At 76.0% G+C, this 23,924-nt stretch carries 23 protein-coding genes and 1 riboswitch; of the genes, 1 reads left to right on the plus strand and 22 read right to left on the minus strand.

All coding sequences use genetic code 11. From position 1 onward, the window contains the following. Nucleotides 1-451 precede the first annotated feature (451 nt). The 8 genes from CELGI_RS08830 to CELGI_RS08865 form a co-directional block, all read right to left on the minus strand. Nucleotides 452-2,068, minus strand: coding sequence for an amidohydrolase (locus CELGI_RS08830; RefSeq protein ID WP_013883778.1), 1,617 nt, complete (start codon nt 2,066-2,068; stop codon nt 452-454). A gap of 19 nt (nt 2,069-2,087) precedes the next feature. Then, on the minus strand, nt 2,088-4,982 hold the full coding sequence (locus tag CELGI_RS08835) for a DEAD/DEAH box helicase (RefSeq protein ID WP_013883779.1): 2,895 nt from the start codon (nt 4,980-4,982) through the stop codon (nt 2,088-2,090). Nucleotides 4,983-4,991: 9 nt separating this feature from the next. Beyond that, nucleotides 4,992-5,918: a diacylglycerol/lipid kinase family protein gene (locus CELGI_RS08840; protein WP_013883780.1), complete on the minus strand. Its 927-nt coding sequence runs from the start codon at nt 5,916-5,918 to the stop codon at nt 4,992-4,994. Next, on the minus strand, nt 5,915-6,703 hold the full coding sequence (gene tatC / locus CELGI_RS08845) for a twin-arginine translocase subunit TatC (RefSeq protein ID WP_013883781.1): 789 nt from the start codon (nt 6,701-6,703) through the stop codon (nt 5,915-5,917). The genes CELGI_RS08840 and tatC overlap by 4 nt, the downstream gene beginning before the upstream one ends. 48 nt (nt 6,704-6,751) lie before the next feature. Next, on the minus strand, nt 6,752-6,970 hold the full coding sequence (tatA, locus tag CELGI_RS08850) for a Sec-independent protein translocase subunit TatA (RefSeq protein WP_013883782.1): 219 nt from the start codon (nt 6,968-6,970) through the stop codon (nt 6,752-6,754). A gap of 81 nt (nt 6,971-7,051) precedes the next feature. After that, nucleotides 7,052-7,378: a hypothetical protein gene (locus tag CELGI_RS08855; protein WP_013883783.1), complete on the minus strand. Its 327-nt coding sequence runs from the start codon at nt 7,376-7,378 to the stop codon at nt 7,052-7,054. Then, nucleotides 7,378-8,358, minus strand: coding sequence for a helix-turn-helix transcriptional regulator (locus CELGI_RS08860; protein WP_013883784.1), 981 nt, complete (start codon nt 8,356-8,358; stop codon nt 7,378-7,380). The genes CELGI_RS08855 and CELGI_RS08860 overlap by 1 nt, the downstream gene beginning before the upstream one ends. Then, nucleotides 8,351-9,385 carry a helix-turn-helix transcriptional regulator gene (locus CELGI_RS08865; RefSeq protein WP_013883785.1) on the minus strand — a complete coding sequence of 345 codons (1,035 nt, stop codon included), beginning with the start codon at nt 9,383-9,385 and terminating at the stop codon, nt 8,351-8,353. The genes CELGI_RS08860 and CELGI_RS08865 overlap by 8 nt, the downstream gene beginning before the upstream one ends. A gap of 34 nt (nt 9,386-9,419) precedes the next feature. Here CELGI_RS08865 and CELGI_RS08870 point away from each other — a divergent pair, with 34 nt between their 5' ends. Next, on the plus strand, nt 9,420-10,565 hold the full coding sequence (locus tag CELGI_RS08870; RefSeq protein WP_013883786.1) for a DUF3866 family protein: 1,146 nt from the start codon (nt 9,420-9,422) through the stop codon (nt 10,563-10,565). Between the two features lie 53 nt (nt 10,566-10,618). Here the strand turns inward: CELGI_RS08870 and CELGI_RS08875 are convergent, their stop codons facing one another. The 14 genes from CELGI_RS08875 to metK all read right to left on the minus strand — a co-directional run bounded on the left by CELGI_RS08875 (nt 10,619) and on the right by metK (nt 23,916). Next, a complete protein-coding gene (locus CELGI_RS08875) occupies nt 10,619-11,038 on the minus strand; it encodes a PH domain-containing protein (RefSeq protein WP_013883787.1) in 420 nt (139 codons plus the stop codon). Nucleotides 11,039-11,046: 8 nt separating this feature from the next. Then, nucleotides 11,047-11,895, minus strand: a complete 849-nt coding sequence (hisG, locus tag CELGI_RS08880; RefSeq protein ID WP_013883788.1) for an ATP phosphoribosyltransferase — start codon at nt 11,893-11,895, stop codon at nt 11,047-11,049. 45 nt (nt 11,896-11,940) lie between these two features. Next, nucleotides 11,941-12,204, minus strand: a complete 264-nt coding sequence (locus tag CELGI_RS08885) for a phosphoribosyl-ATP diphosphatase (RefSeq protein ID WP_013883789.1) — start codon at nt 12,202-12,204, stop codon at nt 11,941-11,943. Beyond that, nucleotides 12,191-12,946: a nicotinamide riboside transporter PnuC gene (gene pnuC / locus CELGI_RS08890; protein WP_013883790.1), complete on the minus strand. Its 756-nt coding sequence runs from the start codon at nt 12,944-12,946 to the stop codon at nt 12,191-12,193. The genes CELGI_RS08885 and pnuC overlap by 14 nt, the downstream gene beginning before the upstream one ends. Beyond that, nucleotides 12,943-13,419 carry a 6,7-dimethyl-8-ribityllumazine synthase gene (gene ribH, locus CELGI_RS08895; protein WP_013883791.1) on the minus strand — a complete coding sequence of 159 codons (477 nt, stop codon included), beginning with the start codon at nt 13,417-13,419 and terminating at the stop codon, nt 12,943-12,945. The genes pnuC and ribH overlap by 4 nt, the downstream gene beginning before the upstream one ends. Further along, on the minus strand, nt 13,416-14,693 hold the full coding sequence (locus CELGI_RS08900; protein WP_013883792.1) for a bifunctional 3,4-dihydroxy-2-butanone-4-phosphate synthase/GTP cyclohydrolase II: 1,278 nt from the start codon (nt 14,691-14,693) through the stop codon (nt 13,416-13,418). The genes ribH and CELGI_RS08900 overlap by 4 nt, the downstream gene beginning before the upstream one ends. Next, on the minus strand, nt 14,690-15,289 hold the full coding sequence (locus CELGI_RS08905) for a riboflavin synthase (RefSeq protein ID WP_013883793.1): 600 nt from the start codon (nt 15,287-15,289) through the stop codon (nt 14,690-14,692). Before CELGI_RS08905 ends, CELGI_RS08900 begins: the two co-directional genes overlap by 4 nt. Next, the gene (gene ribD / locus CELGI_RS08910) at nt 15,289-16,347 is read right to left on the minus strand and encodes a bifunctional diaminohydroxyphosphoribosylaminopyrimidine deaminase/5-amino-6-(5-phosphoribosylamino)uracil reductase RibD (protein WP_407636790.1); all 1,059 of its coding nucleotides are present in this window, start codon (nt 16,345-16,347) and stop codon (nt 15,289-15,291) included. Before ribD ends, CELGI_RS08905 begins: the two co-directional genes overlap by 1 nt. An 85-nt stretch (nt 16,348-16,432) precedes the next feature. Beyond that, a riboswitch (FMN riboswitch) is annotated at nt 16,433-16,576 on the minus strand. Between the two features lie 84 nt (nt 16,577-16,660). Then, on the minus strand, nt 16,661-17,323 hold the full coding sequence (gene rpe / locus CELGI_RS08915) for a ribulose-phosphate 3-epimerase (RefSeq protein ID WP_013883795.1): 663 nt from the start codon (nt 17,321-17,323) through the stop codon (nt 16,661-16,663). A gap of 36 nt (nt 17,324-17,359) precedes the next feature. Continuing rightward, nucleotides 17,360-18,946, minus strand: coding sequence for an RsmB/NOP family class I SAM-dependent RNA methyltransferase (locus CELGI_RS08920; RefSeq protein WP_013883796.1), 1,587 nt, complete (start codon nt 18,944-18,946; stop codon nt 17,360-17,362). Further along, entirely contained in the window at nt 18,943-19,881 is a 939-nt protein-coding gene (gene fmt / locus CELGI_RS08925) for a methionyl-tRNA formyltransferase (RefSeq protein ID WP_013883797.1), read from the minus strand. The genes CELGI_RS08920 and fmt overlap by 4 nt, the downstream gene beginning before the upstream one ends. A gap of 49 nt (nt 19,882-19,930) precedes the next feature. Continuing rightward, complete coding sequence (locus CELGI_RS08930; RefSeq protein WP_013883798.1) at nt 19,931-20,575, minus strand: HAD family hydrolase; 645 nt, start codon at nt 20,573-20,575, stop codon at nt 19,931-19,933. Then, nucleotides 20,572-22,656 carry a primosomal protein N' family DNA-binding protein gene (locus tag CELGI_RS08935; protein ID WP_013883799.1) on the minus strand — a complete coding sequence of 695 codons (2,085 nt, stop codon included), beginning with the start codon at nt 22,654-22,656 and terminating at the stop codon, nt 20,572-20,574. Before CELGI_RS08935 ends, CELGI_RS08930 begins: the two co-directional genes overlap by 4 nt. A gap of 60 nt (nt 22,657-22,716) precedes the next feature. Beyond that, entirely contained in the window at nt 22,717-23,916 is a 1,200-nt protein-coding gene (metK, locus tag CELGI_RS08940) for a methionine adenosyltransferase (RefSeq protein ID WP_041574164.1), read from the minus strand. Between the last annotated feature and the right edge of the window lie 8 nt (nt 23,917-23,924).

The following is a 23,924-nucleotide window of genomic DNA, read 5'->3' on the forward strand; positions in this document are numbered from 1 at the left end:
CCCGGCCGGGACACGTGCGGCTCCGGGCCCCGACCGACCGGCCCGCGTGTCCTTCGTACCGGTGCGCGCACTGCTGTGCACGACCGTTGTCTACTGAACACGCGGGCCCGGCCGGAGTGCGGGGAGATGTCGCGCGAGCGACGTCTCGGGTGACCTCCTGGTGCTGCCCATCCGGCGCGGTGACCTCGTCGTCGATCCCGCGCCGGCTGGGGGTCCTTGGGAAAACTACCGCCTCCGCGAGGGGTGTCAAGGCCGCGTCCTCGCAGGTGACAGGCCTCGGTGCAGGTCAGCCGGACGCGATCGTGACGAGAGTCGCGGCTTCACCCGGCGTGTCGCTCAGCGTGTCGCCCCGAGGTCGCGTGGGAGGCCGTGGGAGGACCGCTCGGACGGCCGTGTGCCGGGCCCGGGTCCGCGTGGCGGTGTGCCGAACTTCACCCGGTCGGCCGCAGGTTCAGGCCAGCGTGTCGAACAGCGACACGCCGGCGCGCACCGTCCGGAGGCACACCGGCGGCGGCTCGTCGGCGCCGAGCAGCGGCAGCAGCGGCGTCCCGGCCTGCGCGTCCGGGCTCCACGCCGAGAGCCTGCCGTCGGGCGCCTGCACCGCGAGGTGCTCGGCACGCCACACCGCGAGATGCGCCGGTGCCCCGACGCGCAGGTCGCCGACGTCGGGCCGGCCCGCCAGGCGCCAGCCGCCCCGGGTCGCGGCGCGGAACGCCGCGCGCGCGGAGATGCGCTGCTCGGCGGCGTGGTGCTCCACCGCGGCGCGCACGCCCGCCCACGGGTCCACGGGCGTCACGGGCGAGTCGGAGCCGAACGCGAGCGGCACGCCCACGCCCGCCAGGTCGGCGAGGGGGTTGAGCGCTGCCGCGCGTGCGCCGCCCAGCCGGCGCGCGTACAGGCCGTCGGCACCGCCCCACGTGGCGTCGAACGCGGGCTGGACGCTCAGCTGCACGCCCAGCAGTGCGAGGGCCGCCAGCGTCGGCGCGTCGATCATCTCGGCGTGCTCGAGCCGGACGCCGGTGCGCGCGAGCGCGGCAGCGCCCTCGACGTCCACGGCCGCGCGCAGCCCGATGAGCAGCTCGTCCATGGCACGGTCGCCGATGACGTGGAACCCCGACTGCACTCCCGCACGCGAGACGGCCGTGAGGTGGTTGCAGATCCGCTCGGCGGTCATCTGCAGCGTCCCGTCGCCGGGCGCGTCCGCGTACGGAGCCCGCAGCGCGGCGGTGTGCGAGCCGATCGAGCCGTCGACGTTGAGGTCGCCGCCGATGCCCGTCAGCCCGGGGATCGCCTCGAGCAGCTCACGTGCGTCGTCGACCGTGACGCACGGCTCGCCGCGGTAGGCCACCAGGTGCGGCAGGCCGTCGTGCGCGTGCGCGGTGAGCCCCAGGAGCTCGACGAGCCCCTCGCGCGTGTCGATGAACGGTGCCGAGTGCTCGTGCACCGAGACCACGCCGCGGCGTGCGGCCTCGCCCAGCGCGCGGCGGTACAGCGCGGTGCGGCGCGGCCCGTCCATCGCCCGCGCCGCCTCGCGCGCCGCGTGGTGCGCGGCGAGCTCGACCCTGCCGTCCGCGCTCCAGCCGTCGAGGCGCTCGAGGCCCGCCTCGGCCGCCAGCGCGCTCGAGACGACCGCCGAGTGGAGGTCCGCACGCGCGAGGTAGACGCGCGCCCCGCCTGCCGCGGCGTCGAGCTCGGCGCTGGTCGGCGGGCGGCGCTCGGGCCAGCGCTGCTCCTCCCAGCCGAAGCCCAGCAGCGGCCCGTCGCCTGCACCGTGCGCCGCCGCCGCGGCCCGCACGGCCGCGAGGGCGTCGCCGAGCGACGTCGCCGCGGACAGGTCCACCGACTCGAGGGCCAGGCCGGTCTCGAGCACGTGCACGTGCGCGTCGACGAACCCGGGCGTCACGAGCGCGCCGTCGAGGTCGACCACCTCGTCGGCCCGTGAGGCGAAGCCGTCGGCCGTGTCGTCGGCCCCGAGCCAGGCGACGGTGCCGTCCTCGACGAGGATCGCCTCGGCGAACGGGTCGGCGGGCGAGTGCACGACGCCGCCGCGGTACAGGGTGGAGGTCACACGCGCACGATAGGGCAGGTCAGACCGACGAGTAGGCGACGACCCCGCGGCGCAGCCCGTCGACCGCACGCGCCGCGGTCGCGCGCAGGCGTTCGTGCGGCGCCGCCTGTGCCAGCTGGTCGAGCACGTCGATCACCTGCTTGCACCACCGGACGAAGTCGCCCGCGGTCAGGTCGCCGCCGCGCAGCACGGCCTCGAGGTTGCGGCCCGCGGCCCAGCGGTGCACCGCCTCGACCAGACCCAGGTCGAGCGGCGCGATGGTCTCCAGGCGGTGCGCGGTCTCGAGGTCCTCGAGCTCCGACCACGCGCGCACGGTGCCCTCGAGCGCCACGCCGAGCCGGCCGTGCGGCCCGCCGGGCACGCGCGGCTGCGCGTCCTCCTCGCGGCGCGAGCGGAACACGACGGTCGACACGGCGGCGGCCAGGCCGGGGGCGTCGAGCTCGTCCCACACACCGCGGCGCAGGCACTCCGCGAGCAGCAGGTCGTTCTCGGCGTACAGCCGGCGCAGCCAGCGACCGTCGGCCGTCACCCGCAGCGCCCCCGCGGGGTCGTCGGGCACGGGCTCGAGGTAGCCGAGCCGCTGCAGCACGTCGCACGTCCGGTCGAAGACCACCGAGATCGAGCCGGTGCGGCCCGCGATGCGTCCCACGAGCGCGTCGTGCTCGGTCTTCAGCCGGGACCAGCGCTCGGCCCACCGCGCGTGCTCCTCCCGGTCCGGGCACCGGTGGCACGGGTGCGCCGCGAGCTCACGCCGCAGCTCGGCGACGCGTGCGTCGTCGTCCGCGCGGACCGGCCGGCGGGGCCGCTCGTGCGTGCTGGGCGCCACGTCGCTCAGCGACGCGCGCAGGCGCGCGGCCAGGTCCCGGCGTGCGGCCGGGACACGCGCGTTGAAGTCGCGTGGCACGCGCACGTGCCCCACCACCCGCACCCCGCGCCCGACGTCCGCCACGGTGAGGCGCTGCACCTGCCGGTCCGTCGTCAGGACGGTGGGGCGCGGCCCGTCGAAGCCCGCCTTGGGTCCGGGGTCGACGACGACCACGTACCCGGCCCGTCGGCCGTGCGGCACCTCCACGACGTCACCTGCCGCCAGGCCCTCGAGCGAGGCCGCGGCCTGTGCGCGGCGTGCCCCCGAGGCCGCCCGCGTCGCGTCCTTCTCCGCCTGGCTGATCCGCCGGCGCAGGTCCGCGTACTGCGCGAAGTCGCCCAGGTGGCACTGCATCGCCTGCGCGTACCCCTCGAGCGCCTCGGTGTGCGCCTGCGCCTGCCGGGCGAGCCCGACGACACCGCGATCGGCCTGGAACTGCGCGAACGACGTCTCCAGCACCTCACGCGCGCGTTCGCGGCCGACCTGGGCCACGAGGTTGACGGCCATGTTGTACGTCGGCCGGAAGCTCGAGCGCAGCGGGTAGAGCCGCTTGGACGCGAGCCCCGCGAGCTGCACCGGGTCCAGGCCCTGGTGCGCGAGCACCACCGCATGCCCCTCGACGTCGATGCCGCGTCGCCCCGCGCGTCCCGTGAGCTGCGTGTACTCCCCCGGTGTCACGTCGACGTGGCGCGAGCCGTCCCACTTGACGAGCTTCTCCAGCACCACCGAACGCGCGGGCATGTTGATGCCGAGCGCGAGCGTCTCGGTCGCGAACACGACCTTGACCAGCCCGCGGGAGAACAGGTCCTCGACCGTCTCCTTGAACAGCGGGAGCATGCCCGCGTGGTGCGACGCGACGCCGCGCGTGAGCGCGTCCGCGAGCTCCCAGTAGCCGAGCACGTCGAGGTCCTCGGGCGGCACCGCCGCGCACCGCTCCTCGACGATCATCCGGATCTCGGCCTGCTCGGCGGGGCTCGTCAGACGGACGCCCGCGGCCAGGCACTGCTGCACCGCGGCCTCGCACCCGGCGCGCGAGAAGATGAACACGATCGCCGGGAGCAGCCCCTCGCGGTCCAGCAGGTCCACGACCGCGAACCGTGGCGTGGTCCGCACGCCCCCACCCGGCGCGCCGCGCGCACCCGCGCCGGGCCGTCGCCCGCCCCCGCCGCGGTAGCCGCGGTCTCCCGGACCGCGCCGCTCGTCCTCGCCGCGCCGCGCGAGCAGGCGGCGCAGGTCCGGGTTGATCGGCGGGTCGACCCCGGGATCGGTGGGGTCCACGTGCCCCGCGTACAGGTCCAGGAGGTCGCCGTTCACCAGGACGTGCTGGCCGAGCGGCACGGGCCGGTGCTCGCTGACCACCACGGTCGTGTCGCCCCGGACCGTGGCCAGCCAGTCGCCGAACTCCTCGGCGTTGGAGACCGTCGCGGACAGCGAGACGAGCTGCACGTCGTCGGGCAGGTGGATGATCACCTCCTCCCACACGGGTCCGCGGAACCGGTCGGCGAGGTAGTGCACCTCGTCCATCACGACGAAGCCGAGCCCCGCGAGCGTGGCCGAGCCGGCGTACAGCATGTTGCGCAGCACCTCGGTGGTCATCACGACCACGGGTGCCTCGGAGTTGACCGTGGTGTCACCCGTCAGCAGGCCGACCTGCGACGAGCCGTACCGCCGCACCAGGTCCGTGTACTTCTGGTTGGACAGCGCCTTGATGGGCGTCGTGTAGAACGCCTTGCGGCCGGCCTGCAGCGCGAGGTGGACCGCGAACTCGCCGACCACCGTCTTGCCCGCACCGGTCGGGGCGGCGACCAGCACGCCGCTGCCGCGCTCGAGCGCGACGCACGCCTCGATCTGGAACGCGTCCAGCCGGAACCCCAGCTGCTCGCGGAACCGCCCGAGCTCGCCCGAGTCCTCCTGCGCGCGGCGCCGGCTCGCGGCGTACCGCTCGGCGGGGCTCGGCTCGTCCGACGCCGCGGGACGCGTCACCGGCGCGCTGTGCTCGGCTCCGGAGGAGTGCGACGACGGGCTGCGGTGGCGGCGGCGGGACGGCACGCCCCCACCCTAGGCACGTCCCGCGGCGAGGACCCGCAGCGCGCCCGGCACCACCTCGACCTGCAGCGGCAGCGGGCCGATCCGCTCGCCGTCGGCGAACGCGGCCGGAGCGGCTGCGCCGAGTGCGGCCATCGGCTCGATGAGGACGTGCCGCGCACGCTCGATGCGCACCTGCGGGTGGTGCACGTGGCGTCCGCGGTAGATGCCCGGGAACACGCGGACGACCTCGGCCCTGCCGAGCGGCCCCGCGACGACCACGTCGAGCAACCCGTCGTCGGGCCGGGCGTCCGGGGCGATCTGCAGCCCGCCGCCGAACCACGGCACGTTCGCCACCGCGACGAGGCTGCCCGCCGACTCCCAGACCACGCCGTCGGACGTCACGCGGTACCCGTAGGGGCGGAAGCGACCCAGCTCGGCGAGCAGCGCACGCACGTAGCGCGCGTTGCCACGCGGCCGGCGCAGCGTGTTGGCGCGTGCGTTGACCGCCGCGTCGAGCCCGCAGGACAGCACGCCGACGAACCACTCCTGCGCCGGACGCCCGGGCGGGCCGACGCGCGCGGCGTCGATGCTGCGCGCCCCGTGCGCGAGGCCGCGCTCGATCCGCGCGACCGCGGCCGCGACGTCGCCGCGCGGCAGGCCCAGGGTCCGGGCGATGTCGTTGCCCGTCCCGGCGGCCACGACGCCGAGCGGCAGGCCCGTGCCCGCGACCACGTTGACGCCGAGGTGCACCATGCCGTCGCCGCCGACCACGACGAGCGCGTCGAGCCCGTCGAGCACCCCTGCGCGGGCCCGGTCGGTCGCGTGCGCGAGCGACGGGCCGGACAGGTCCACCACGTCGTGCCCGCCAGCACGCAGGAGGCCGTGCGCCGCAGCCCCGGCGCGGCCGCCCCGTCCCCGACCGGCCGTCGGGTTGACGACCAGGCCGATCCGCGTCACGCGCGCGCCTGCGGGGGCGGCCCGGGCACGGTCCCGTCGAGCTGCGGCAGCCCCGCGGCGAGCCGGCGCTTGTCGACCCGACGGTCGTGCAGCGTGCACACGCCGAGCGCGACGAAGTAGAGCCCGCAGATGGGCAGCGCCACGATGATCATGGTGAGCGCGTCGGGTGTCGGAGTCATCACCGCCGAGAACGTGAACGCGACCACCACGGCCCAGCGCCAGCCGCGACGCCACGTGTCCGCGCGCCCGATGCCCGCGAAGTTCAGCGCGACCATGAGCACGGGGAGCAGGAACGCGAGCCCGAACGCGAGCAGCAGGCGCATGACGAACGAGAGGTACGTCTGCGCGTCGATGATCCCGGTGGCCCCCTCGGGGATGAACTCCGTGAGCAGCCGGACCGCGTTCGGCAGGGCCCAGAACGCCAGCGCGGCGCCCGCGGCGAACAGCGGGACCGCCGTGGCCAGGAACCCCACCGCGTACCGGCGCTCCTTGCGCGTGAGGCCCGGCGTGACGAACGCCCAGAGCTGGTAGAGCCACCAGGGGCTGGAGACGAACACGCCCAGGAACAGCGACACCTTGATCTTGACGTCGAACGACGTCGCGACGCCCGCGAAGTTCAGCGAGATCACCGCGGCGCGGTCCTCGGCGACGTCGAGCAGCGGCTGCTGGAGCAGCTCGAACACCGGCTCGTACAAGAACCACCCGAGCACCGCGCCCAGCACCAGGCCGACGGCGGCCAGGAACAGGCGCTTGCGCAGCTCGAGCAGGTGTGCCCGCAGCGGCATCCTGCCCCCGGGGTCAGCGCCTCGGCGGCTCTTGACTGCCATGCGCGGTCAGGCGGACGTGCCGGTGCCGCCGTCCGGGCGGTCCTGCGGGGTCTGGTCCGCCGCGCGTGCGGCGGGCTTGTCGTCGTCGCGCAGGTCCTTGACCTCGTTCTTGAAGATCTTCATCGACTGTCCCACGCTGCGAGCGAGATCGGGCAGCCGGTTCGCGCCGAACAGCAGCACGACCACGACGACCAGCACGACGATGTGCCAGAACTGAACTCTCATGTCGGCCTCTTCTCGAAGACGGGTCGCCCGATCCTAGACCGACGCACGCGGCGTCCCGTCATCGGCGCCCCGGCACCCGGGTCACGTCCAGTACCGCCGCCACCCGCGCGCGGTCGACGCGTGCTGCTCGGCCCGCGCGGCGCGCCGCGCGGCAGCCTCCTCCTGCAGGCGTCGCCGCTCGCCGCGCAGGACGTCGCGGTCCGCGAACACGGTGGGACCGACGTCGGGACGCTGCTGCGCGAGCTGGTCCTGCAGCGCGTCGACGCGCTCGCCCAGCTCGGCGAGCACGCCACCGGCGCGCGCGAGCTCACGCCCGAGCGCGAGGCTCGACCGCCAGAGCCGGCGGCCCAGGAAGAACGCCCCGACGAGCGTCCCGACGACGAGCACGGACCAGATCGCGAACCACATCAGGAGTCCTCGGCCGTGCGGGCCGCGAGCGGGCCGTACGCCGCCAGCGCGGCCCGTGCGGTGCGGGCCACGTCCGCCGCGACCGCCGCGGGTCGCACCTCGAGCACGTCGTGCGCCGCCTGGAGCACCAGGTGCCGCAGCCACGCGGGGCTCACGACGCGCAGGTCGACCTCGAACGAGCCGTCGTCGTGGTTGCGCACGGCCTGCACGGGCGTGGACTCCGCGATCCAGCGCGCGCGGCTCGTCAGGTGCAGCGTGACGAGCTCGCCGTCGTCGCCGGGCGCGAACTCCCCCGCCCCCGTGGCGCCGTGCTGCTCGGCGGGCTCGTCGAGCACGTGCGCCGCCAGGATGCGGTCCACGCGGAAGAGGCGCTCGCCACCCACGGCATGGCACCACCCGAGCAGGTACGAGCGATCCGTGTCCGTGACCAGCCGGATCGGGTCCACGTCACGCTCCGAGGCGACGTCGGCCGCGTTGACGTACCTCAGGTGCAGGCGCCGCCCGTCCCGCAGCGCCGCCGCCAGCGCGGCCGCGACCGCCGGCGCCGCGGCCAGCGTGAGCGTCACGTCGACCGTGCCCGCGGCGTCGCCGACGGCCGCCGTGAGCTTGCCGAGCGCCGAGCGGACCACGGCCGCGCGCTCGTCGTCCAGCGCACCCGCGAGCCCGGCGTCCAGCGCGCGCAGCGCCGCGACGAGCGCGACCCCCTCACGTGCGCTCAGCCGCAGGGGTCGCGTCATGTTGCGTGACTCGGTCAGGCGCACCACGCCGCGCTCGTAGGACGAGAAGTCGAAGTCGATGAGGTCGTACGGCAGGTAGCCGGGCGTACCGCTCACCCACAGCGTGTCGATGTCGGCCATGACCTGGTCGCTGGTCACGCCGAACTGCCGCGCGAGCTCCTCGACGGACGCGTCCTCGTGCCGGTCCAGGAACGCGACCATGCCCAGCAGCCGCACCACCCGGTCGCTCGCCCGCTCAGCCACGGCGCTCCCCCCGCTCGTCGTCGGGTGCGAGCGCGACCGCCTGCGTGAGCAGCGCGAGCACGTGGTCGCGCACCTCGGGCGGGTCGAGCACCAGCACCGCGTCGCCGTAGCCCACGAGCTCCTCGGCCAGCTCCCACTCGCTGCGGTAGACGACGTGCACCACGTCGCGGCCCGCGACGAGCGGCCCCGCGACCGGGTCCGACGCCCAGTCCCGGGCGTCCGGTGGCGCCTCGACCGCACGCACGCGCGTCGCCTCCGCGCGTTCGGGCAGGAGCGCGAGCGTCGCGATGCGGGACGGTCCGTCGCGCCACGCGGCCATGGCGCGCTCGACCTGCTCGGGTGCGGGCGGGGGGAACGCGCCCGGCTCGCCGAGCGTGCGCACGCTCCCCTCGATCCGGCTCAGGCGGAACGACCGCGGCGCCGCGCGGTCCTGGTCCCAGCCGATGAGCACCCAGCCGCCGCGCCGCGCGATCAGCTGCCACGGCTCGACCCGGCGCTGGCGGACCTCGCCGGTGTTCGCCGCGCGGTACGTGATCCGCACCACCTGACGCGCCTGCGCGGCGTCGAGCAGCGGCGCGAACACCGTCCCGCCCGACCGCACGCGCGGCGCGAGGCCGGTCACGAGCTCGCTGGCGCCCGGGGCCTGACCCACGGCGCGCAGCTTCGTCAGCGCGCGCGCGGTGTCGCCGCGCATCGTGCGGTCCTGCCAGGTCTGGGCCGCGAGCGTCAGCACGCCCAGCTCGGCCGACGTGAGGTCGATCGCGGGCAGCGCGTAGGCGTCCAGGTCCACGCGGTAGCCGAAGTCGTCGCCGTGGCCCGCGTTCGTGACGGTCACCAGCGGGATGCCGAGCTCGCGCAACGTGTCCTTGTCCCGCTCGAACATCCGCTCGAACGCCTCGTCCGACGGCGCGTCGGCGTAGCCGGCGACGGACGTGCGCACCTGCTCCTTGGTCATGCGCCCGTGCGTGTTGACGAGCGCGATGAGCAGGTTGAGCAGGCGCTCCGCGGGGTCGATCTGCGTGGCCATCGGGACCACCGTAGTGGGCCGGTAGCGTGGAGCGGTGATCACGTGGCGTGCGGGTGTCGTGGAGCAGGTCGGGACGTCGTGGCCGGGGGCGGTCGAGCTCACGGTGGCCCTCGACAACCCGTGGTCGGACCCGTCCCTGCCCGCGCGCGTCAAGGCCCTGGCCTACCCGCGGCTGGTCGGCGACCTGGCCGTCGGCCGGCGCGTGCTGCTCAACGTCTCGGCGCTGTCCCGCGGCCTCGGCACGGGCGGGTACGCACTCGTCGTCGCGCCCGGCGACGGCGTCCCGGCGGACCCGCCGCCCACCGTCGGGCACCTGGTCAAGGCGCGCTACACGCCGCTGCAGGCCATGGTCCTGGGGGTCGACGACCAGGAGTCGGAGCACCACGACGTGATGCGCGACGCCGACGACCTCGACGGCATGCCCGTGGTCGTCGCCGACCTGCACTCCGCGCTGCCCGCGATCCTCGTCGGGGCCCGCCTCGAGGCGGCCCGGTCCGGCCGGCCCGTGCCCCGCGTCGTCTACGTCATGACCGACGGCGGCGCGCTGCCCGCGTGGTTCTCCCGTGCGGCTGCGGGCCTGCGTGCGGCGGGCTGGCTCGACGCCGTGGTGACCGCCGGCCAGGCGTTCGGCGGTGACCTCGAGGCCGTCTCGGTGCACACCGCCCTGCTGGCGGCACGGCACGTGCTCGACGCCGACCTCGCGGTCGTCGTGCAGGGGCCCGGCAACCTGGGCACCGGGACGCGGTGGGGCTTCTCCGGCGTCGCGGCGGGCGAGGCCGTCAACGCCGCCGCGGTGCTCGGCGGGCGGCCCGTCGCGTCCCTGCGCGTCTCGGGCGCCGACCCGCGCGAGCGGCACCTCGGCATCTCGCACCACTCGCTGACCACGTACGGCCGGGTCGCGCTGCTGCCCGCGGACGTCGTCGTCCCGCTGTTCGACCCCGACGACGCCGAGCTCACCGCCCTGGGCACGCGCGTGCGCACCCAGGCGGCCGCGCTGGTCGAGCCGCACGGTCGGCACCGCCTCGTCGAGACCCCGGTCGGGGCCGACGTGCGCACGGCACTCGGGGCGAGCCCCGTGCGGCTGTCGACCATGGGCCGCGGGCTGGACCAGGACGCGGCCGCGTTCCTCACGGCGGCGGCCTCCGGCATCCACGGCGCGGCGCTGCTCCACGCGCGCTGACGCGGCGCGGCGGGTCAGTCGGGCGGGTCAGTCGGGCGGATCGGTCGGGCGGGTCAGTCGTCGGTCGGCGTCCGCGTCCGCTCGGCGTGCAGGGTCGCGAGCCGGCGCGCCTGGACCTGCGCACGCTCGCCGTCCGCGCGCTGCACACCCATGACGGCGAGCGTGTCGCCGTCGGCCAGGTCCAGCTGCACCCACGGCCGGTCGCCGAACCGGACCGAGACGATCTGCGCCCAGCTGACGCGCGTCGTGACCAGCAGGTTCCGGACCGTGAGCCCGTCCTCGTCGGGCAGCGCGGCCACCGACGCCTGGCGCCAGCAGAACCACACGACGAGCGCGCCGAGCAGCACGAACCCCGTGCGGTCCAGGGCCGTGAGGTCCGGCATGAGCACCACCAGCGCCGCGGTCGCGAGCGTGACGAGCGCGATCAGCGCGAACGCCGAGACGCGTGCCAGGTGCGGCCGGAACGGCTCCACGGCAGGACCTACAGCCGGCACGCGTGGATCGAGGTGACGAGGATCGCGCGGGCGCCCAGGTCGTAGAGCTGGTCCATCACGCGGTTGGTCTCGTCACGGCGCACCATGGCCCGCACGGCGGCCCAGTCGCGGTTGTGCAGGGGCGACACGGTGGGCGACTCCAGACCAGGCGTCACGGCCACCGCGGCGTCGACCAGCGACAGCGGCACGTCGTAGTCCATCAGCACGTACTGCCGGGCCGTGAGCACGCCCTGCAGGCGGCGGGTCAGCACCTCGAGGCCGGCGGGTGCCGCGACGTCCGCGCGCCGCGCGAGCACCGCCTCCGAGCGCAGCAGCGGCTCGCCGAAGATCTCGAGGCCCGCGGCCCGCAGCGTCGAACCGGTCTCGACGACGTCCGCGATCACGTCGGCGACGCCCAGCCGGATCGCGGTCTCGACCGCGCCGTCGAGGCGCACCACCGCGCTCGGCGTCACGCCGCGCTCGGCCAGCGACCGACGCACCAGCACGGGGTACGACGTCGCGACGCGCTGCCCCTCGATCTGGGCGATGTCCGTCATGGCGCCTGCGGTCGTCGCGAACCGGAACGTGGACCGCGCGAAGCCCAGCGGCAGGTGCTCGACCGCCGCCGACTCCGAGTCCAGCAGCAGGTCGCGGCCCGTGATTCCGACGTCCACGGTGCCCGCGCCGACGTACACCGCGATGTCCCGCGGCCGCAGGAAGAAGAACTCGACGTCGTTGTCCGGGTCCGGCAGGACCAGCTCACGGGAGTCGCGGCGCTGGCGGTAGCCCGCCTCGCGCAGCATCTCGGCGGCGGGCTCGGACAGTGAGCCCTTGTTGGGGACGGCGATGCGCAGCACGGGGGATCCTTCGACCGGCGTTCGTGGGGCAGGGCGGGGCAGGGCTCAGAGGTGGGCGTACACGTCGTCGAGCGTGAGCCCGCGCGCGAGCATGAGCACCTGCAGGTGGTAGAGCAGCTGCGAGATCTCCTCGGCGGTGCGCTCGTCCGACTCGTGCTCGGCCGCCATCCAGACCTCGGCGGCCTCCTCGACGACCTTCTTGCCGATGGCGTGCACGCCCGCGTCCAGCTCGGCGACGGTGCCGGACCCCGCGGGGCGCGTCACCGCCTTGGCGGACAGCTCGGCGAACAGCGCATCAAACGTCTTCACGTCGGCCAAGACTAGACGGTGCCCCCACCGGTGACGGCCGCGGCCCGGTCGCTGGGACGGCCGCGGCCCCGGCGGCGGCGAGCTCCGCGACCCGCAGCCGCCACCACGTGACGAAGCCGTAGGCCACGAACGCCGCGTAGACCAGGTAGAGCACGGCCGACGGGTAGTACCCGGCCGACAGCAGCAGCGGCACGCCGACCACGTCGACCGCGATCCAGATCAGCCAGAACTCGATCCAGCCGCGCGCCATGCCGTACGTCGCGAGCAACGACCCCGTGAAGATCCACGCGTCGGCCCACGGACCCCAGGACCCGAGCCGGTCGAAGACCCACGCGAAGCCCACGGTGCCGACGACCGCCGTCGTCGCGATGAGGACCCAGCCCGAGCGGCCCGCCCAGCGCGGCTGCACCGCGGGCGCGTCCGCGATCCCGGCCTCGCGCCCGGCGCGCCGCGTCTGCCGCCAGCGCATCCAGCCGTACACCGACACCACCACGAAGAACACCTGCCGGCCCGCCTGCCCGTACAGGTCGCGGTGCTGAGGCGTGTCGAACACCGCGCCCAGGAAGACGGTGAACAGCAGCACGTTCCCGACGATCCCCACGGGCCACGCCCACACGCGCCGGCGCAGCCCACCGACCGCGGACGCCAGGCCGAACACGTTGCCGACGATCTCGCGCCACAGGATCTCGTGGCCGCCGATCGTCAGGCTCGCGTCGAACAGCCATGCCAGCGGACCGGTCACGCGCCCACCAGCGGCCGCAGCGCGACGACGGTGGCGACCGCGGCCTGCGCGGCCTCGTAGCCCTTGTCCTCGACCGAGTCGGGCAGGCCTGCGCGGTCGAGCGCCTGCTGCTCGCCGTCGCACGTGAGCACGCCGAAGCCCACCGGGACGCCCGTGCTCACCGCCACGTCGGTGAGCCCCAGCGTCGCGCCCGAGCACACGTACTCGAAGTGCGGCGTCGCCCCACGGATCACGACGCCGAGCGCGACGACCGCGTCCACGCCCGTGCGCGCCGCGACGGCCGCCGCGACCGGCAGCTCGAACGCCCCCGGCACGCGGATCTCCGTGACGTCCTCGACACCCGCGTCGGCCAGCGCGCGGCGCGCGCCGTCGAGCAGGCCGTCCATGACGACCTGGTGCCACGAGGACGCGATGACGACGACCCGCAGGCCGGTCCCGTCGACGGTCAGGTCAGGTGCTCCGGCGCCGCTCATGCGCTCTCCTCCACGGTGGTGGTCGTGATCGTGACTGTCAGGTCGTGGCCCATGGACCGGGCCTTCGTCGTCAGGTAGGCCTCGTTGTGCGGCGTGCGCCCCACCTCGATGCGGCGGACCTCGGCCACGTCGATGCCGTGCGCCCGCAGGCCCGCGGCCTTCGCCGGGTTGTTGGTGAGCAGGCGCACGCGCCGGGCACCCAGGTCGGCGAGCATCGCGGCAGCGGCGCCGTACTCACGGCGGTCGGCGGGCCACCCCAGGTCGAGGTTCGCCTCGACGGTGTCACGGCCCGCGTCCTGCAGCGCGTACGCGGCGACCTTCGCGAGCAGCCCGATGCCCCGGCCCTCGTGCCCGCGCAGGTACACCACCGCGCCGCCCTCGAGCGCGGCCAGCCGCAGCGCCTCGTCCAGCTGCGGGCCGCAGTCGCAGCGTGCCGAGCCGAACGCGTCGCCCGTGAGGCACTCCGAGTGCACGCGGACCAGCGGTTCGGGTGCGAGCCCGCCCGCCGCGACCAGCGCCACGTGCTCGTCGCCCGTGCGCAGGTCGCGGTAGCCGTGCAGGCGGAAGTCGCCGTGCCGCGTGGGCAGCCACGCGGTGTCGGTCGCGTGCACGCGACGCGCGACGGGCGCCGCGGCCGGGTCGGCCACCACGTCGTCACCGTGCGCGCGCCGCCAGGCGATCAGGTCCTCGATCGTCAGGAGCACCAGACCCTCGGCGCGGGCGAGCGCCGCCGCCTGCGGCAGCCGCGTCATCGTGCCCGCGTCGTCCACCAGCTCGGCGATCGCGCCCACGGGCTCGAGCCCGGCCAGCCGGCACAGGTCCACCGCGGCCTCGGTGTGCCCCGCGCGGTGCAGCACGCCGCCCGGCACCGCGCGCAGCGGCAGCACGTGACCGGGGCGGATGAGGTCGCCCCGACCGCTCGCCGGGTCGGCGAGCACCCGCAACGTGCGCGCCCGGTCGGCCGCGGAGATGCCGGTGGTCACGCCCGTCGCGGCGTCCACCGTCACCGTGTACGCGGTGCGCCGCGGGTCCTGGCTGTGCGGCACCATGAGCGGCAGGTCGAGCGCGTCGGCCCGCGCGGCGGGCATGGGCGCGCACAGGTAGCCCGACGAGTGCCGGATGGTCCAGGCGACCCACTCCGGCGTCGCGGACTGCGCCGCGAGGATGACGTCGGCCTCGTTCTCCCGGTCCGGCGAGTCGGCGACCAGCACGGGCCGGCCCGCGCGCAGCGCCTCGAGCGCCTCCTCGACCGTCCCGGTCACGACGTCCGTCACCGCGCCACCGCCCCGAGCAGCCGCTCCGCGTACTTGGCCAGCACGTCCACCTCCAGGTTCACCGCGTCGCCGACGACGAGGCCGCCGAGCGTCGTGTGCGCGAGCGTCGTCGGGATGAGCGAGACGCCGAACGCGTCGTCGCTCACGTGCGTCACCGTGAGCGACACGCCCGAGACGGCGATCGCGCCCTTCTCGGCGACGTACCGCGCGAGCGTGGCCGGCAGGCCGATCTCGACCTCGTCCCAGCGCTCCCCCGGCGTGCGCCGCAGGATCGTCCCCACGCCGTCGACGTGCCCCTGCACAACGTGCCCGCCGTACCGGCCACCCACGGCCAGCGCACGTTCGAGGTTGACCGGGACCCCGGCCCGCAACGCGCCCAGGGCCGTCCGGCGCAGCGACTCGGGCATCACGTCGGCCGCGAACGTCCCGTCGCCCGGCAGCTCGGCCACCGTGAGGCACACGCCGTCCACCGCGATCGAGTCGCCCAGGTGCGCGTCGGAGGTGACGAGCGGACCGCGCACGCGCACACGCGCGTCCAGGCCGCGGTCCTCGACGGCCACGACCGACCCCAGCTCCTCGACGATCCCGGTGAACATCAGGCCTCCCGCACGGGTGTGGCGACGACGAGGACGTCGGGCCCGAGCGGCAGCACGCTCACGGGCTCGAGCCGCACGGCGTCGGCGATGGTGGTGACGCCCAGGTCGGCCACCGCGGCCGGACCCGAGCCGAGCAGCACGGGTGCGACGTACGCGTGCACCTCGTCGACCAGTCCCGCCCGCAGGAACGCCGCCGCGAGCGTCGCGCCGCCCTCGACCAGCGCATGCCGCACGCCGCGGGCCTCGAGCGCGGCGAGGACCTGCGCCGGGTCGTGCGTCCGGACGGTCACCAGCTCACCGCCCGGCCCGCGCAGGCGCGCGTCCGGGGGCACGTCACGGTGCCCGACGACCACCCGCAGCGGCTGGTGACCGGCGAGGTCACCGGCCGCGGTGCGGGCCGTCAGCGACGGGTCGTCACGCAGCGCGGTGCCCGTGCCGACCACGATCGCGTCGACCTCGGCGCGCAGCTCGTGCGCGTGCCGGCGCGCGACCGGGGACGTGATCCACCGGCTGCTGCCGTCCGCCGCCGCGACGCGGCCGTCGAGCGTCGTGGCGGTCTTGAGCGTGACGAACGGCCGGCCGCGGCGGACCGCGGGCAGCCATGCGCCCAGCACCGCGCGGCCCTCGTCCGCCAGCACGTCCGTGACGACCGGCACACCCGCGGCGCGCAGCACGTCCGCACCGCCCGCCGCGCCCGGGTTCGGGTCCGCCACCGCGATCACGACGCGGGCCACGCCGGCGTCGAGCAGCGCACGGGCGCACGGCCCGGTCCGGCCGGTGTGCGCGCACGGCTCGAGCGTCACCACCGCGGTCGCGCCGCGCACCTCGTGCCCGCGCGCGCGTGCGTCCGCCAGCGCGACGACCTCGGCGTGCGCGGTGCCCGCCCCGGCGTGCCAACCCTCGCCGATCGTCGTGCCGTCGCGCAGCAGCACGCACCCGACGCGCGGGTTGGGGTCGACAGCCGGTCCGCGCGCCGCCAGGTGGAGCGCACGACGCATCGCGTCGAGCTCGTCGTCACGCACGTGCGGCGCGACGGCGCCGTTCGTCGTGCTGGTCACGTCCACCTCCCGGCCCACGACGGGCTCCGGGGGTGCGCGGGACGACACCACGCGTCAACGGCCCGCACCCACCGGGTGCGCGCCGCCACGTACTTCCTCCCATCCGGACTTTCACCGTCGGTCCTGGAGTTCCACCAGGTCAACCGCGTGGCCGACGATCTCTCGTCGGCCGCACGGGTCGCGGACTGTCACCGCCGGCTCGGACTTTCACCGACCCCGGAGCACGTGTACTCGGACCTCGACGAACGCCGCGATCCGCTTCCGATGATGCCACACCCGCGCGCACGATCGGCCGGCAGGTCCGGCCGCGGCGTCACGCCCAGGTGGTGGACGCCGCCGCCCGCAGCGCCTCGATCTGCGCGGCCGGGTCGTCCGCGCCGTACACCGCGGACCCGGCGACGAACACGTCGGCGCCCGCCTGCGCGACGCGCGCGATCGTGGACTGCGAGATCCCGCCGTCCACCTGCAGCCATGTACCCGTGCCGGCCGCGGTGATCGCGTCGCGCGTGCGGCGGATCTTGGCGAGCATGCCCTCGATGAAGGCCTGACCGCCGAAGCCGGGCTCGACCGTCATGACCAGCACCATGTCCAGCTCGGGCAGCAGGTCGAGGAACGGCTCGACGGGTGACGCGGGCCGCAGCGCCACGCCCGCCCGCACCCCCAGCTCCCGCAGCTCGCGCGCGAGCCGCACGGGCGCCTGCGTCGCCTCGGCGTGGAACGTCACGGAGGCGGCCCCTGCGCGCGCGAACGCCGGCGCCCACCGGTCGGCGTCGTCGATCATGAGGTGCACGTCGAGCGGCACGGGCGAGACCTGTGCGATCCGCTCGACCACGGGGAGCCCGAGCGTGAGGTTCGGCACGAAGTGGTTGTCCATGACGTCCACGTGCACCAGGTCGGCGTTCGCGATGCGGCCGAGCTCACGCTCGAGGTTGACGAAGTCGGCGGACAGGATGCTGGGGGCGATCTTCACGGCCACGCGGTCAGCCTAGCCATGCGCACCACGGGCCGCGGCTCAGCGTCGGCGCAGCAGCGACAGGTGCATCGCGTCGGTGCCGTGCACGTGCGGCCACAGCTGGATGTCGAGTCGGTCACCGGCCAGGTCGAGCGGTCCGGCCGCGACGTGACGCACCACGGCACGCGCGTCGACCTGCTCGGCCGTGACACCCGCCTTCGCGGCCGCACGCAGCGCGTCCGTCACGACGAGACGGGTCTCGGCCAGGTGGGGCGAGCACGTCACGTACGCGACCACGCCACCCGGACGGACCGCGTGCAGCGCCGAGACGAGCAGCTCGCGCTGCAGCGCGGCCAGGCCCATGAGGTCCGCGGGCGTCCGGCGCCAGCGCGACTCGGGGCGTCGGCGCAACGCGCCCAGACCCGTGCACGGCGCGTCGACCATGACGCGGTCGTAGGACGCCGGCTCAAGCTCCCCGACCGCGCGGCCGTCACCCGTGCGCACCTCCTCGACCGCGGCGGCCGGCACGGCGCGCAGCGACTGCTGAACGAGCCGCGCGCGGTGCGGCTGCACCTCGTTGGCCACCAGGCGCGCGCCGCGCCCGGCGGCCACGGCCGCGAGGAGCGCCGCCTTGCCGCCCGGTCCCGCGCACAGGTCGAGCCAGCGCTCGTCGGGCCCGTCGAGCGGCGCCGCCGTGAGCGCGAGCGCCACCAGCTGGCTGCCCTCGTCCTGGACACCCGCCCGTCCGGTGCGCACCGCCTCCACGGCCGCCGGGTCACCCCCGCCCGGGAGGACCGCGTACGGCGAGACCGCGCCCCGGCGCGCGTCCGGTCCGGACTGGACCAGCAGGTCGTCCACCTCCAGGACACCGGGCCGGGCGACGAGCGCCACCCGGGGCGCCTCGTTGTCGGCCGCCAGGAGCGCGGCGACGTCGTCGGACTCGCGCGCGTCGCCCACGAGCGCCTCCCGCATCGCCCGGACCACCCACGCGGGGTGGCTGTGCACGGCCGCGAGCCGCGCGACCGCGTCGTCGCCCGCGGGATCGACCGCGTCACCGATCAGCGCGAGCCACGCGTCGAGGTCCTCGCGTGCGACCGCGCGGAGCACCGCGTTCACGAACTGGGACGCGCCGGCGCCGGCACGGTCACGCGCGAGCCCAACCGTCTGCGAGACGGCGGCGTGCGCGGGCACGCGCATGCCGAGCAGCTGGTGCGCGCCGAGGCGCAGCAGGTCCAGCACGGGCGGGTCGATCGCCGTGACGGGGCGACCCGCGGCCTGCTCGACCACCGCGTCGTAGCGGCCGCGCAGCCGCAGCGTGCCGTAGGTCAGCTCGGTCGCGAACCCCGCGTCGCGGCCGTGGATCCCGCGCTCGCGCAGCAGCGGGGGCAGCACCAGGTTGGCGTAGGAGTCGCTCGCGTCCACGGCCCGCAGCACGTCGAACGCGACGGCCCGCGCGGGGTCGGCCGCGCGGGCGCGCTGCGACGGCGCCTGCGCCGAGCGCTGCGTCCGGCCCTGCGCGCGCGCCGCACCGCGCTGCCGTCCCTGTGCGTCGCGTCGCTCACCGCCGCCGCCCTGACGCGGTCCGCCGCCCTGCCGTGCTCCGCGCGCGCGGTCGCCGCCGGCCGGCGTGCGCTGCTCGCCGCTCACGCCCCGGCCCCGAGCAGCACGTCGTCGCCCAGGCGCGCACCCCGGGCCCAGTCGGCCGCCGCCATCGCCCGCTTGCCCGCGGGTGTCACGTCTCCCAGCCGCACCGCCTGACCGCCTGTCCCGACGAGAACGTCTCGCCTGCCCACGCGCACCTGCCCGGGCGCGAGGTCGTCCGCCTCGGCCACCGGCACCACGGGGCCCACACCCAGCCGTGCGCCGTCGGGCAGCGTCGTCCACGCGCCGGGCGCGGGCGTGCAGGCGCGAATGCGGCGGTCGACGACGTGCGCGGGATGGGCCCAGCGCACGCGCGCGTCGTCGGACTCGATCTTGGGGGCGTGGCTCACGCCGTCCGTCGGCTGCGCGACGGGCTGCAGCACGCCGTCCTCGAGCGCGTCGAGCGTGCGGACCAGGAGCGTGGCACCCGCGACCGCGAGCCGGTCCAGCAAGTCGCCCGCGGTGTCCCTCGGCCGGATCGTCTCGGTCAGCATCCCGAGCACGGGACCCGTGTCCAGACCGCGTTCGAGCCTGAACGTCGTCGCGCCCGTGACCTCGTCGCCCGCCATGATCGCGTGCTGCACGGGCGCGGCACCACGCCAGGCCGGCAGCACCGAGAAGTGCAGGTTCACCCAGCCGTGCGGGGGTGCGTCCAGCAGCGCGGGCGGCACCAGGTTGCCGTACGCGACCACGGGCGCGGCGTCGACGCCCAGCGCGCGGATCTGGTCCACCACGGCGTCGTCGCGCAGCGTCGCGGGGGTCAGCACCGGGATGCCGGCCTCCTCGGCACGCGCGCGCACCGGGCTCGGGACCAGCGTGCGGCCGCGGCCGGCGCGCGCGTCCGGGCGGGTGAGGACCGCGACCACCTCGTGCCGCGAGGCGATCAGGGCGTCGAGGCTCGCCAGCGCGGGCAGGGGCGTTCCGGCGAACAACAGGCGCATGGGCCCGATCCTACGAGCGCCGGGAGGGGCCGGGCGCCGCGGCGTCCGGTCAGGCGGTGACGTCGCGGACGGGCAGGCCGCGCGCGCACAGCTGCCGGCGCAGCTCGTCGGCCCCGGTGAACGGCACCGCGTCGAGACCGACCGCGGCGGCGCCCGCGACGTTCTCGGGGCTGTCGTCGACGAACACCGTGCGCGCCGGCTCGAGCCCGAACCGCTCGATCGCCAGGCGGAAGAACGCCGGATCGGGCTTGAGCATCCCCACCTCTCCCGAGACGAGCACGCCCCGCAGCAGGCCGATCGCCGGCGCCGCGGGCTGCGCGCACGCGAAGTGCTCGGCGGACCAGTTGGTCAGGCCGTACAGCGCGACGCCCGCCGCGTGCAGCTCGGCGACGAGCTCGGCCGACCCGGGCACCGGACCCGTGAGCGAGTCGGCGAAGTGGCGCGGGTACAGCTCCAGCGCCCGGGCGTGCTGCGGAGCCGCGACGGCGACCTCGGCGACCAGGTCCGCCCACGGCGTGCCGCCGTCCGCCCGGCGGTTGAGCGTGGCGAAGCCGACCTGCGCGAACATCGCCTCGACGTCCGCACGCGCCATGCGACCGGCGTACGGACCGAAGGGGTCCCAGCCCACCAGCACGTCGCCCAGGTCGAGCAGGACCGCGCGCGGCGCGTCATCACGCGCGGCACGCACGCTCATGCGAGGTCCGCGGGGTCCAGCTGCACGCGCGCCGTGCCGCCCTCGCGCTTGGCGGAACGCACCGCGACCGACGCCCCGAGCGACGTGGCCAGCGCACCGCCCGCCGCGCGCGGCACCCGGAGCAGCGCGCGGACGTCGGGCTCGAACGCGCCGCGCTCGGCACCGGGGACGGGCACGGGGCCGAGCACGTCGAGCCCGGGCGCGCTCACCCGGCGCACGACGGCCTCCACCGCGTCGCGCGTACCCGTGACCGAGGCCATCCGCACCGCGGGAGGCAGACCCAGGTCGGCACGCTCGTCGAGCTCCCGCTGCGCGAGCGCGACCGGGTCCCAGCGCACGAGCGCCTGGGTGACGCGCGGTTCGGCGTCGCCGACCAGGAGCACCACTCCTCCGTCCCGGGACGGCCGCACGAGAGCGGCGGCCGCGAGCCAGCGGCGCAGCGCCTCCGGGAGCAGACCCATCGCGGACCCGGCGGTCGCCACCGCCGCGTCCAGCAGCACCGCGGCCGCGTAGCCCGACGGCGCGACCGGCTCGGCCCCCGGCGTCGCGACGACCAGCGCGGGACGGTCCTTGATCTCGGCGACCACGCCCGCCGCGGCACGTGCGCCCGAGACCACCACCGGGACGCTCGGGAACGCCCGACCCAGCTCCTCCGCGGTCCGCTCGGAGCCCACCCGGACCGAGCGCAGCGTGGCCGCACCGCACTCGTCGCACCGCCAGTCGGTCGCCATGCGGCCGCACCACCCGCACGTGGGTGACCCGTCGGCCCGCGCGAGGCCGAGCGGGCCGTGGCACGCGGGGCAGCGTGCCGCCGCGCGACACCGCCCGCACGCGACCGCGGGCACGTACCCCGCACGGGGTGTCTGCACCAGCACGGGGCCATCGGCCAACCGGTCGCGGATCGTGCGCCACGCGGGTGTGGGCAGGCGTGCTGCCGCGGCCGGGCCCTCGCGCGCGAGCTCGCTCGACGTGAGGGCCTGCACGCGTGGCGTGCGCGCCCGCAGCCGCGGGCGGTCGGCACTGACGTCGTGCGCCCACCCGGTCGCGACCCAGGCCTGCGCCTCGACCGTGCGGCCGTGCCCACCCACCAGCAGCGCCGCCGACTCGAGGTCCGAGCGCAGCGCGAGCACGTCGCGCACGTGCGGGTACGGCGCGCGGGGCTCGGCGTGCAGCGCGTCGCCGTCGTCCCAGCAGACCACCAGGCCGAGGTCGCGCACGGGCGCGAACGCCGCCGCGCGCGTCCCCACCACCACGTCGGCCAGGCCCCGGGAGACGGCCAGGAATGCGCGGTACCGCGGTGCCGGACCGTCGTCGGCCGTCAGGCGCACCACCCCACCGCGCTGTCCGGGGACCCAGCGCGGGACACCGGCCGACTCGAGCGCCGCGAGCACGCGCTCGACGTCGCGCGCGTCCGGCGCCACGACGAGCGCGCCGCGCCCGCCCAGCACGCACGCCGCGACCGCCTGCGCGACCGCGTCAGGCCACCGCTGCCCCGGTCCGCCGGGCAGCGCGGTCCACACCGCGCGCGGCGCCCCGCCCGCGGTCACGTGCTGCAGGAACGCCGGACCGCCTCGGTGGTCGGCCCATGCCGTCGCCGCCGGGTCGGGCGGTGGAACCGGGGCCGGCTCGCCCACGGGCTCGGCCTCGACGCGCGCGTGGCGCGGCGGCACCGCGAGGCGCAGGACGTCCGCGAGCGTGCCCGCCCACCGGTCGGCGACCGCGCGGGCCAGGCGGGCCACGGCGGGCGTGAGCACCTGCTCGCCGGACACGACACGCCGCAGCGGGACCAGCGGACCGTCGTGGTCCGCCTCCTCGACGCGCTCGAGCACCCAGCCGTCGACGTCCTGTCCCCCGAACCGCACCTTGACGCGCGTGCCCGGCCGGGCGTCGTCCGCCATGGCCGCGGGCACCAGGTACTCGAACGCGCGGTCCAGGTGGGCCGGTGACAGGTCGATGCACACGCGCGCGACCGGGAGCTCCTCGGCGACCGTGACCCCGACCGCCCTGGGGCGGCGGCGTACGCGCGGCGCGGGCACGCCGTCGAGCGTCAGCTGCTCGGGCGTCGGGTCCACGGCACTCATCTCACCATCGAGCGGCCACACCGCGGCACGGCGCCGGTGCGGCTCACCCGCGGGGATCGCTCAGCGGACCGCCGCGCGGAGCTCGTCGACCCGGTCGGTGCGCTCCCACGTGAAGTCCGGCAGCTCCCGGCCGAAGTGCCCGTAGGCGGCGGTCTGCCGGTAGATCGGCCGCTGCAGCTCGAGGCGGCGGATGATCGCCGCGGGCCGCAGGTCGAAGACCTGCCGGATCGCGTCCGTGAGGACGTCGTACGTGACGACACCGGTGCCGAACGTCTCGACGTACAGGCCCACCGGGTGCGCCTTGCCGATGGCGTAGGCCACCTGCACCTCGCAGCGGCGCGCGAGCCCCGCGGCGACGACGTTCTTGGCGACCCAGCGCGTCGCGTAGGCCGCCGACCGGTCCACCTTCGACGGGTCCTTGCCCGAGAACGCGCCACCGCCGTGCCGCGCGTAGCCGCCGTACGTGTCGACGATGATCTTGCGCCCGGTCAGGCCGGCGTCACCCTGCGGGCCCCCGACGACGAACTGGCCGGTCGGGTTGACGTACAGGTCGTACGACGAGACGTCGAGGTCGACCTGCGCGAGCACGGGCTCGATCACGTGCTCGACGATCGCGGGCCGCAGCACGGTCTCGAGCGCGAGGTCGGGCTCGTGCTGCGTCGAGAGCACGAGCGCGTCCAGCCCCACCGGGCGGTCACCCTCGTAGCGGATGGTGACCTGCGTCTTGCCGTCGGGGCGCAGGCCGGGCACCTCGCCCGAGCGCCGGACCGCCGCGAGGCGCTCGGCCAGCCGGTGCGCGAGCCAGATCGGCAGCGGCATGAGCGACGGCGTCTCGTCCGACGCGTAGCCGAACATCAGGCCCTGGTCACCCGCGCCCTGCGCGTCCAGCTCGTCGTGGTCCTCCGCGTCCTGCCGCAGCTCGAGCGACTTGTCGACGCCCATCGCGATGTCGGGCGACTGCTGGCCGATCGACACCGACACGCCGCAGGACTCGCCGTCGAAGCCGATGTGCGAGGACGTGTAGCCGATCTCGCGCACCACCTGGCGGATGATCGCCGGGATCTCCACGTACGCCTCGGTCGACACCTCGCCCGCGACGTGCACCAGGCCCGTGGTGACCATGGTCTCCACCGCGACGCGCGCGCCGGGGTCCTGGTCGAGGATCGCGTCGAGGATCGCGTCGGAGATCTGGTCGCAGATCTTGTCCGGATGGCCTTCCGTCACCGACTCGGACGTGAACAGGCGCATCGGGGAGCTCATGGGCCCAG

It is taken from the genome of Cellulomonas gilvus ATCC 13127 (assembly GCF_000218545.1).
Taxonomy (GTDB): Bacteria; Actinomycetota; Actinomycetes; order Actinomycetales; family Cellulomonadaceae; genus Cellulomonas; species Cellulomonas gilvus.

What these genes read in the sequence shown, in the direction of transcription:
- tatA (WP_013883782.1), bottom strand. Translation starts at nt 6,970, where the DNA reads ATGAGAGTTCAGTTCTGGCACATCGTCGTGCTGGTCGTCGTGGTCGTG.
- ribH (WP_013883791.1), bottom strand. Translation starts at nt 13,419, where the DNA reads ATGAGCGGCGCCGGAGCACCTGACCTGACCGTCGACGGGACCGGCCTG.
- tatC (WP_013883781.1), bottom strand. Translation starts at nt 6,703, where the DNA reads ATGCCGCTGCGGGCACACCTGCTCGAGCTGCGCAAGCGCCTGTTCCTG.
- CELGI_RS08855 (WP_013883783.1), bottom strand. Translation starts at nt 7,378, where the DNA reads ATGTGGTTCGCGATCTGGTCCGTGCTCGTCGTCGGGACGCTCGTCGGG.
- fmt (WP_013883797.1), bottom strand. Translation starts at nt 19,881, where the DNA reads ATGCGCCTGTTGTTCGCCGGAACGCCCCTGCCCGCGCTGGCGAGCCTC.
- metK (WP_041574164.1), bottom strand. Translation starts at nt 23,916, where the DNA reads ATGAGCTCCCCGATGCGCCTGTTCACGTCCGAGTCGGTGACGGAAGGC.
- CELGI_RS08935 (WP_013883799.1), bottom strand. Translation starts at nt 22,656, where the DNA reads ATGAGTGCCGTGGACCCGACGCCCGAGCAGCTGACGCTCGACGGCGTG.
- CELGI_RS08865 (WP_013883785.1), bottom strand. Translation starts at nt 9,385, where the DNA reads ATGGCCACGCAGATCGACCCCGCGGAGCGCCTGCTCAACCTGCTCATC.
- CELGI_RS08930 (WP_013883798.1), bottom strand. Translation starts at nt 20,575, where the DNA reads ATGAGCGTGCGTGCCGCGCGTGATGACGCGCCGCGCGCGGTCCTGCTC.
- CELGI_RS08905 (WP_013883793.1), bottom strand. Translation starts at nt 15,289, where the DNA reads ATGTTCACCGGGATCGTCGAGGAGCTGGGGTCGGTCGTGGCCGTCGAG.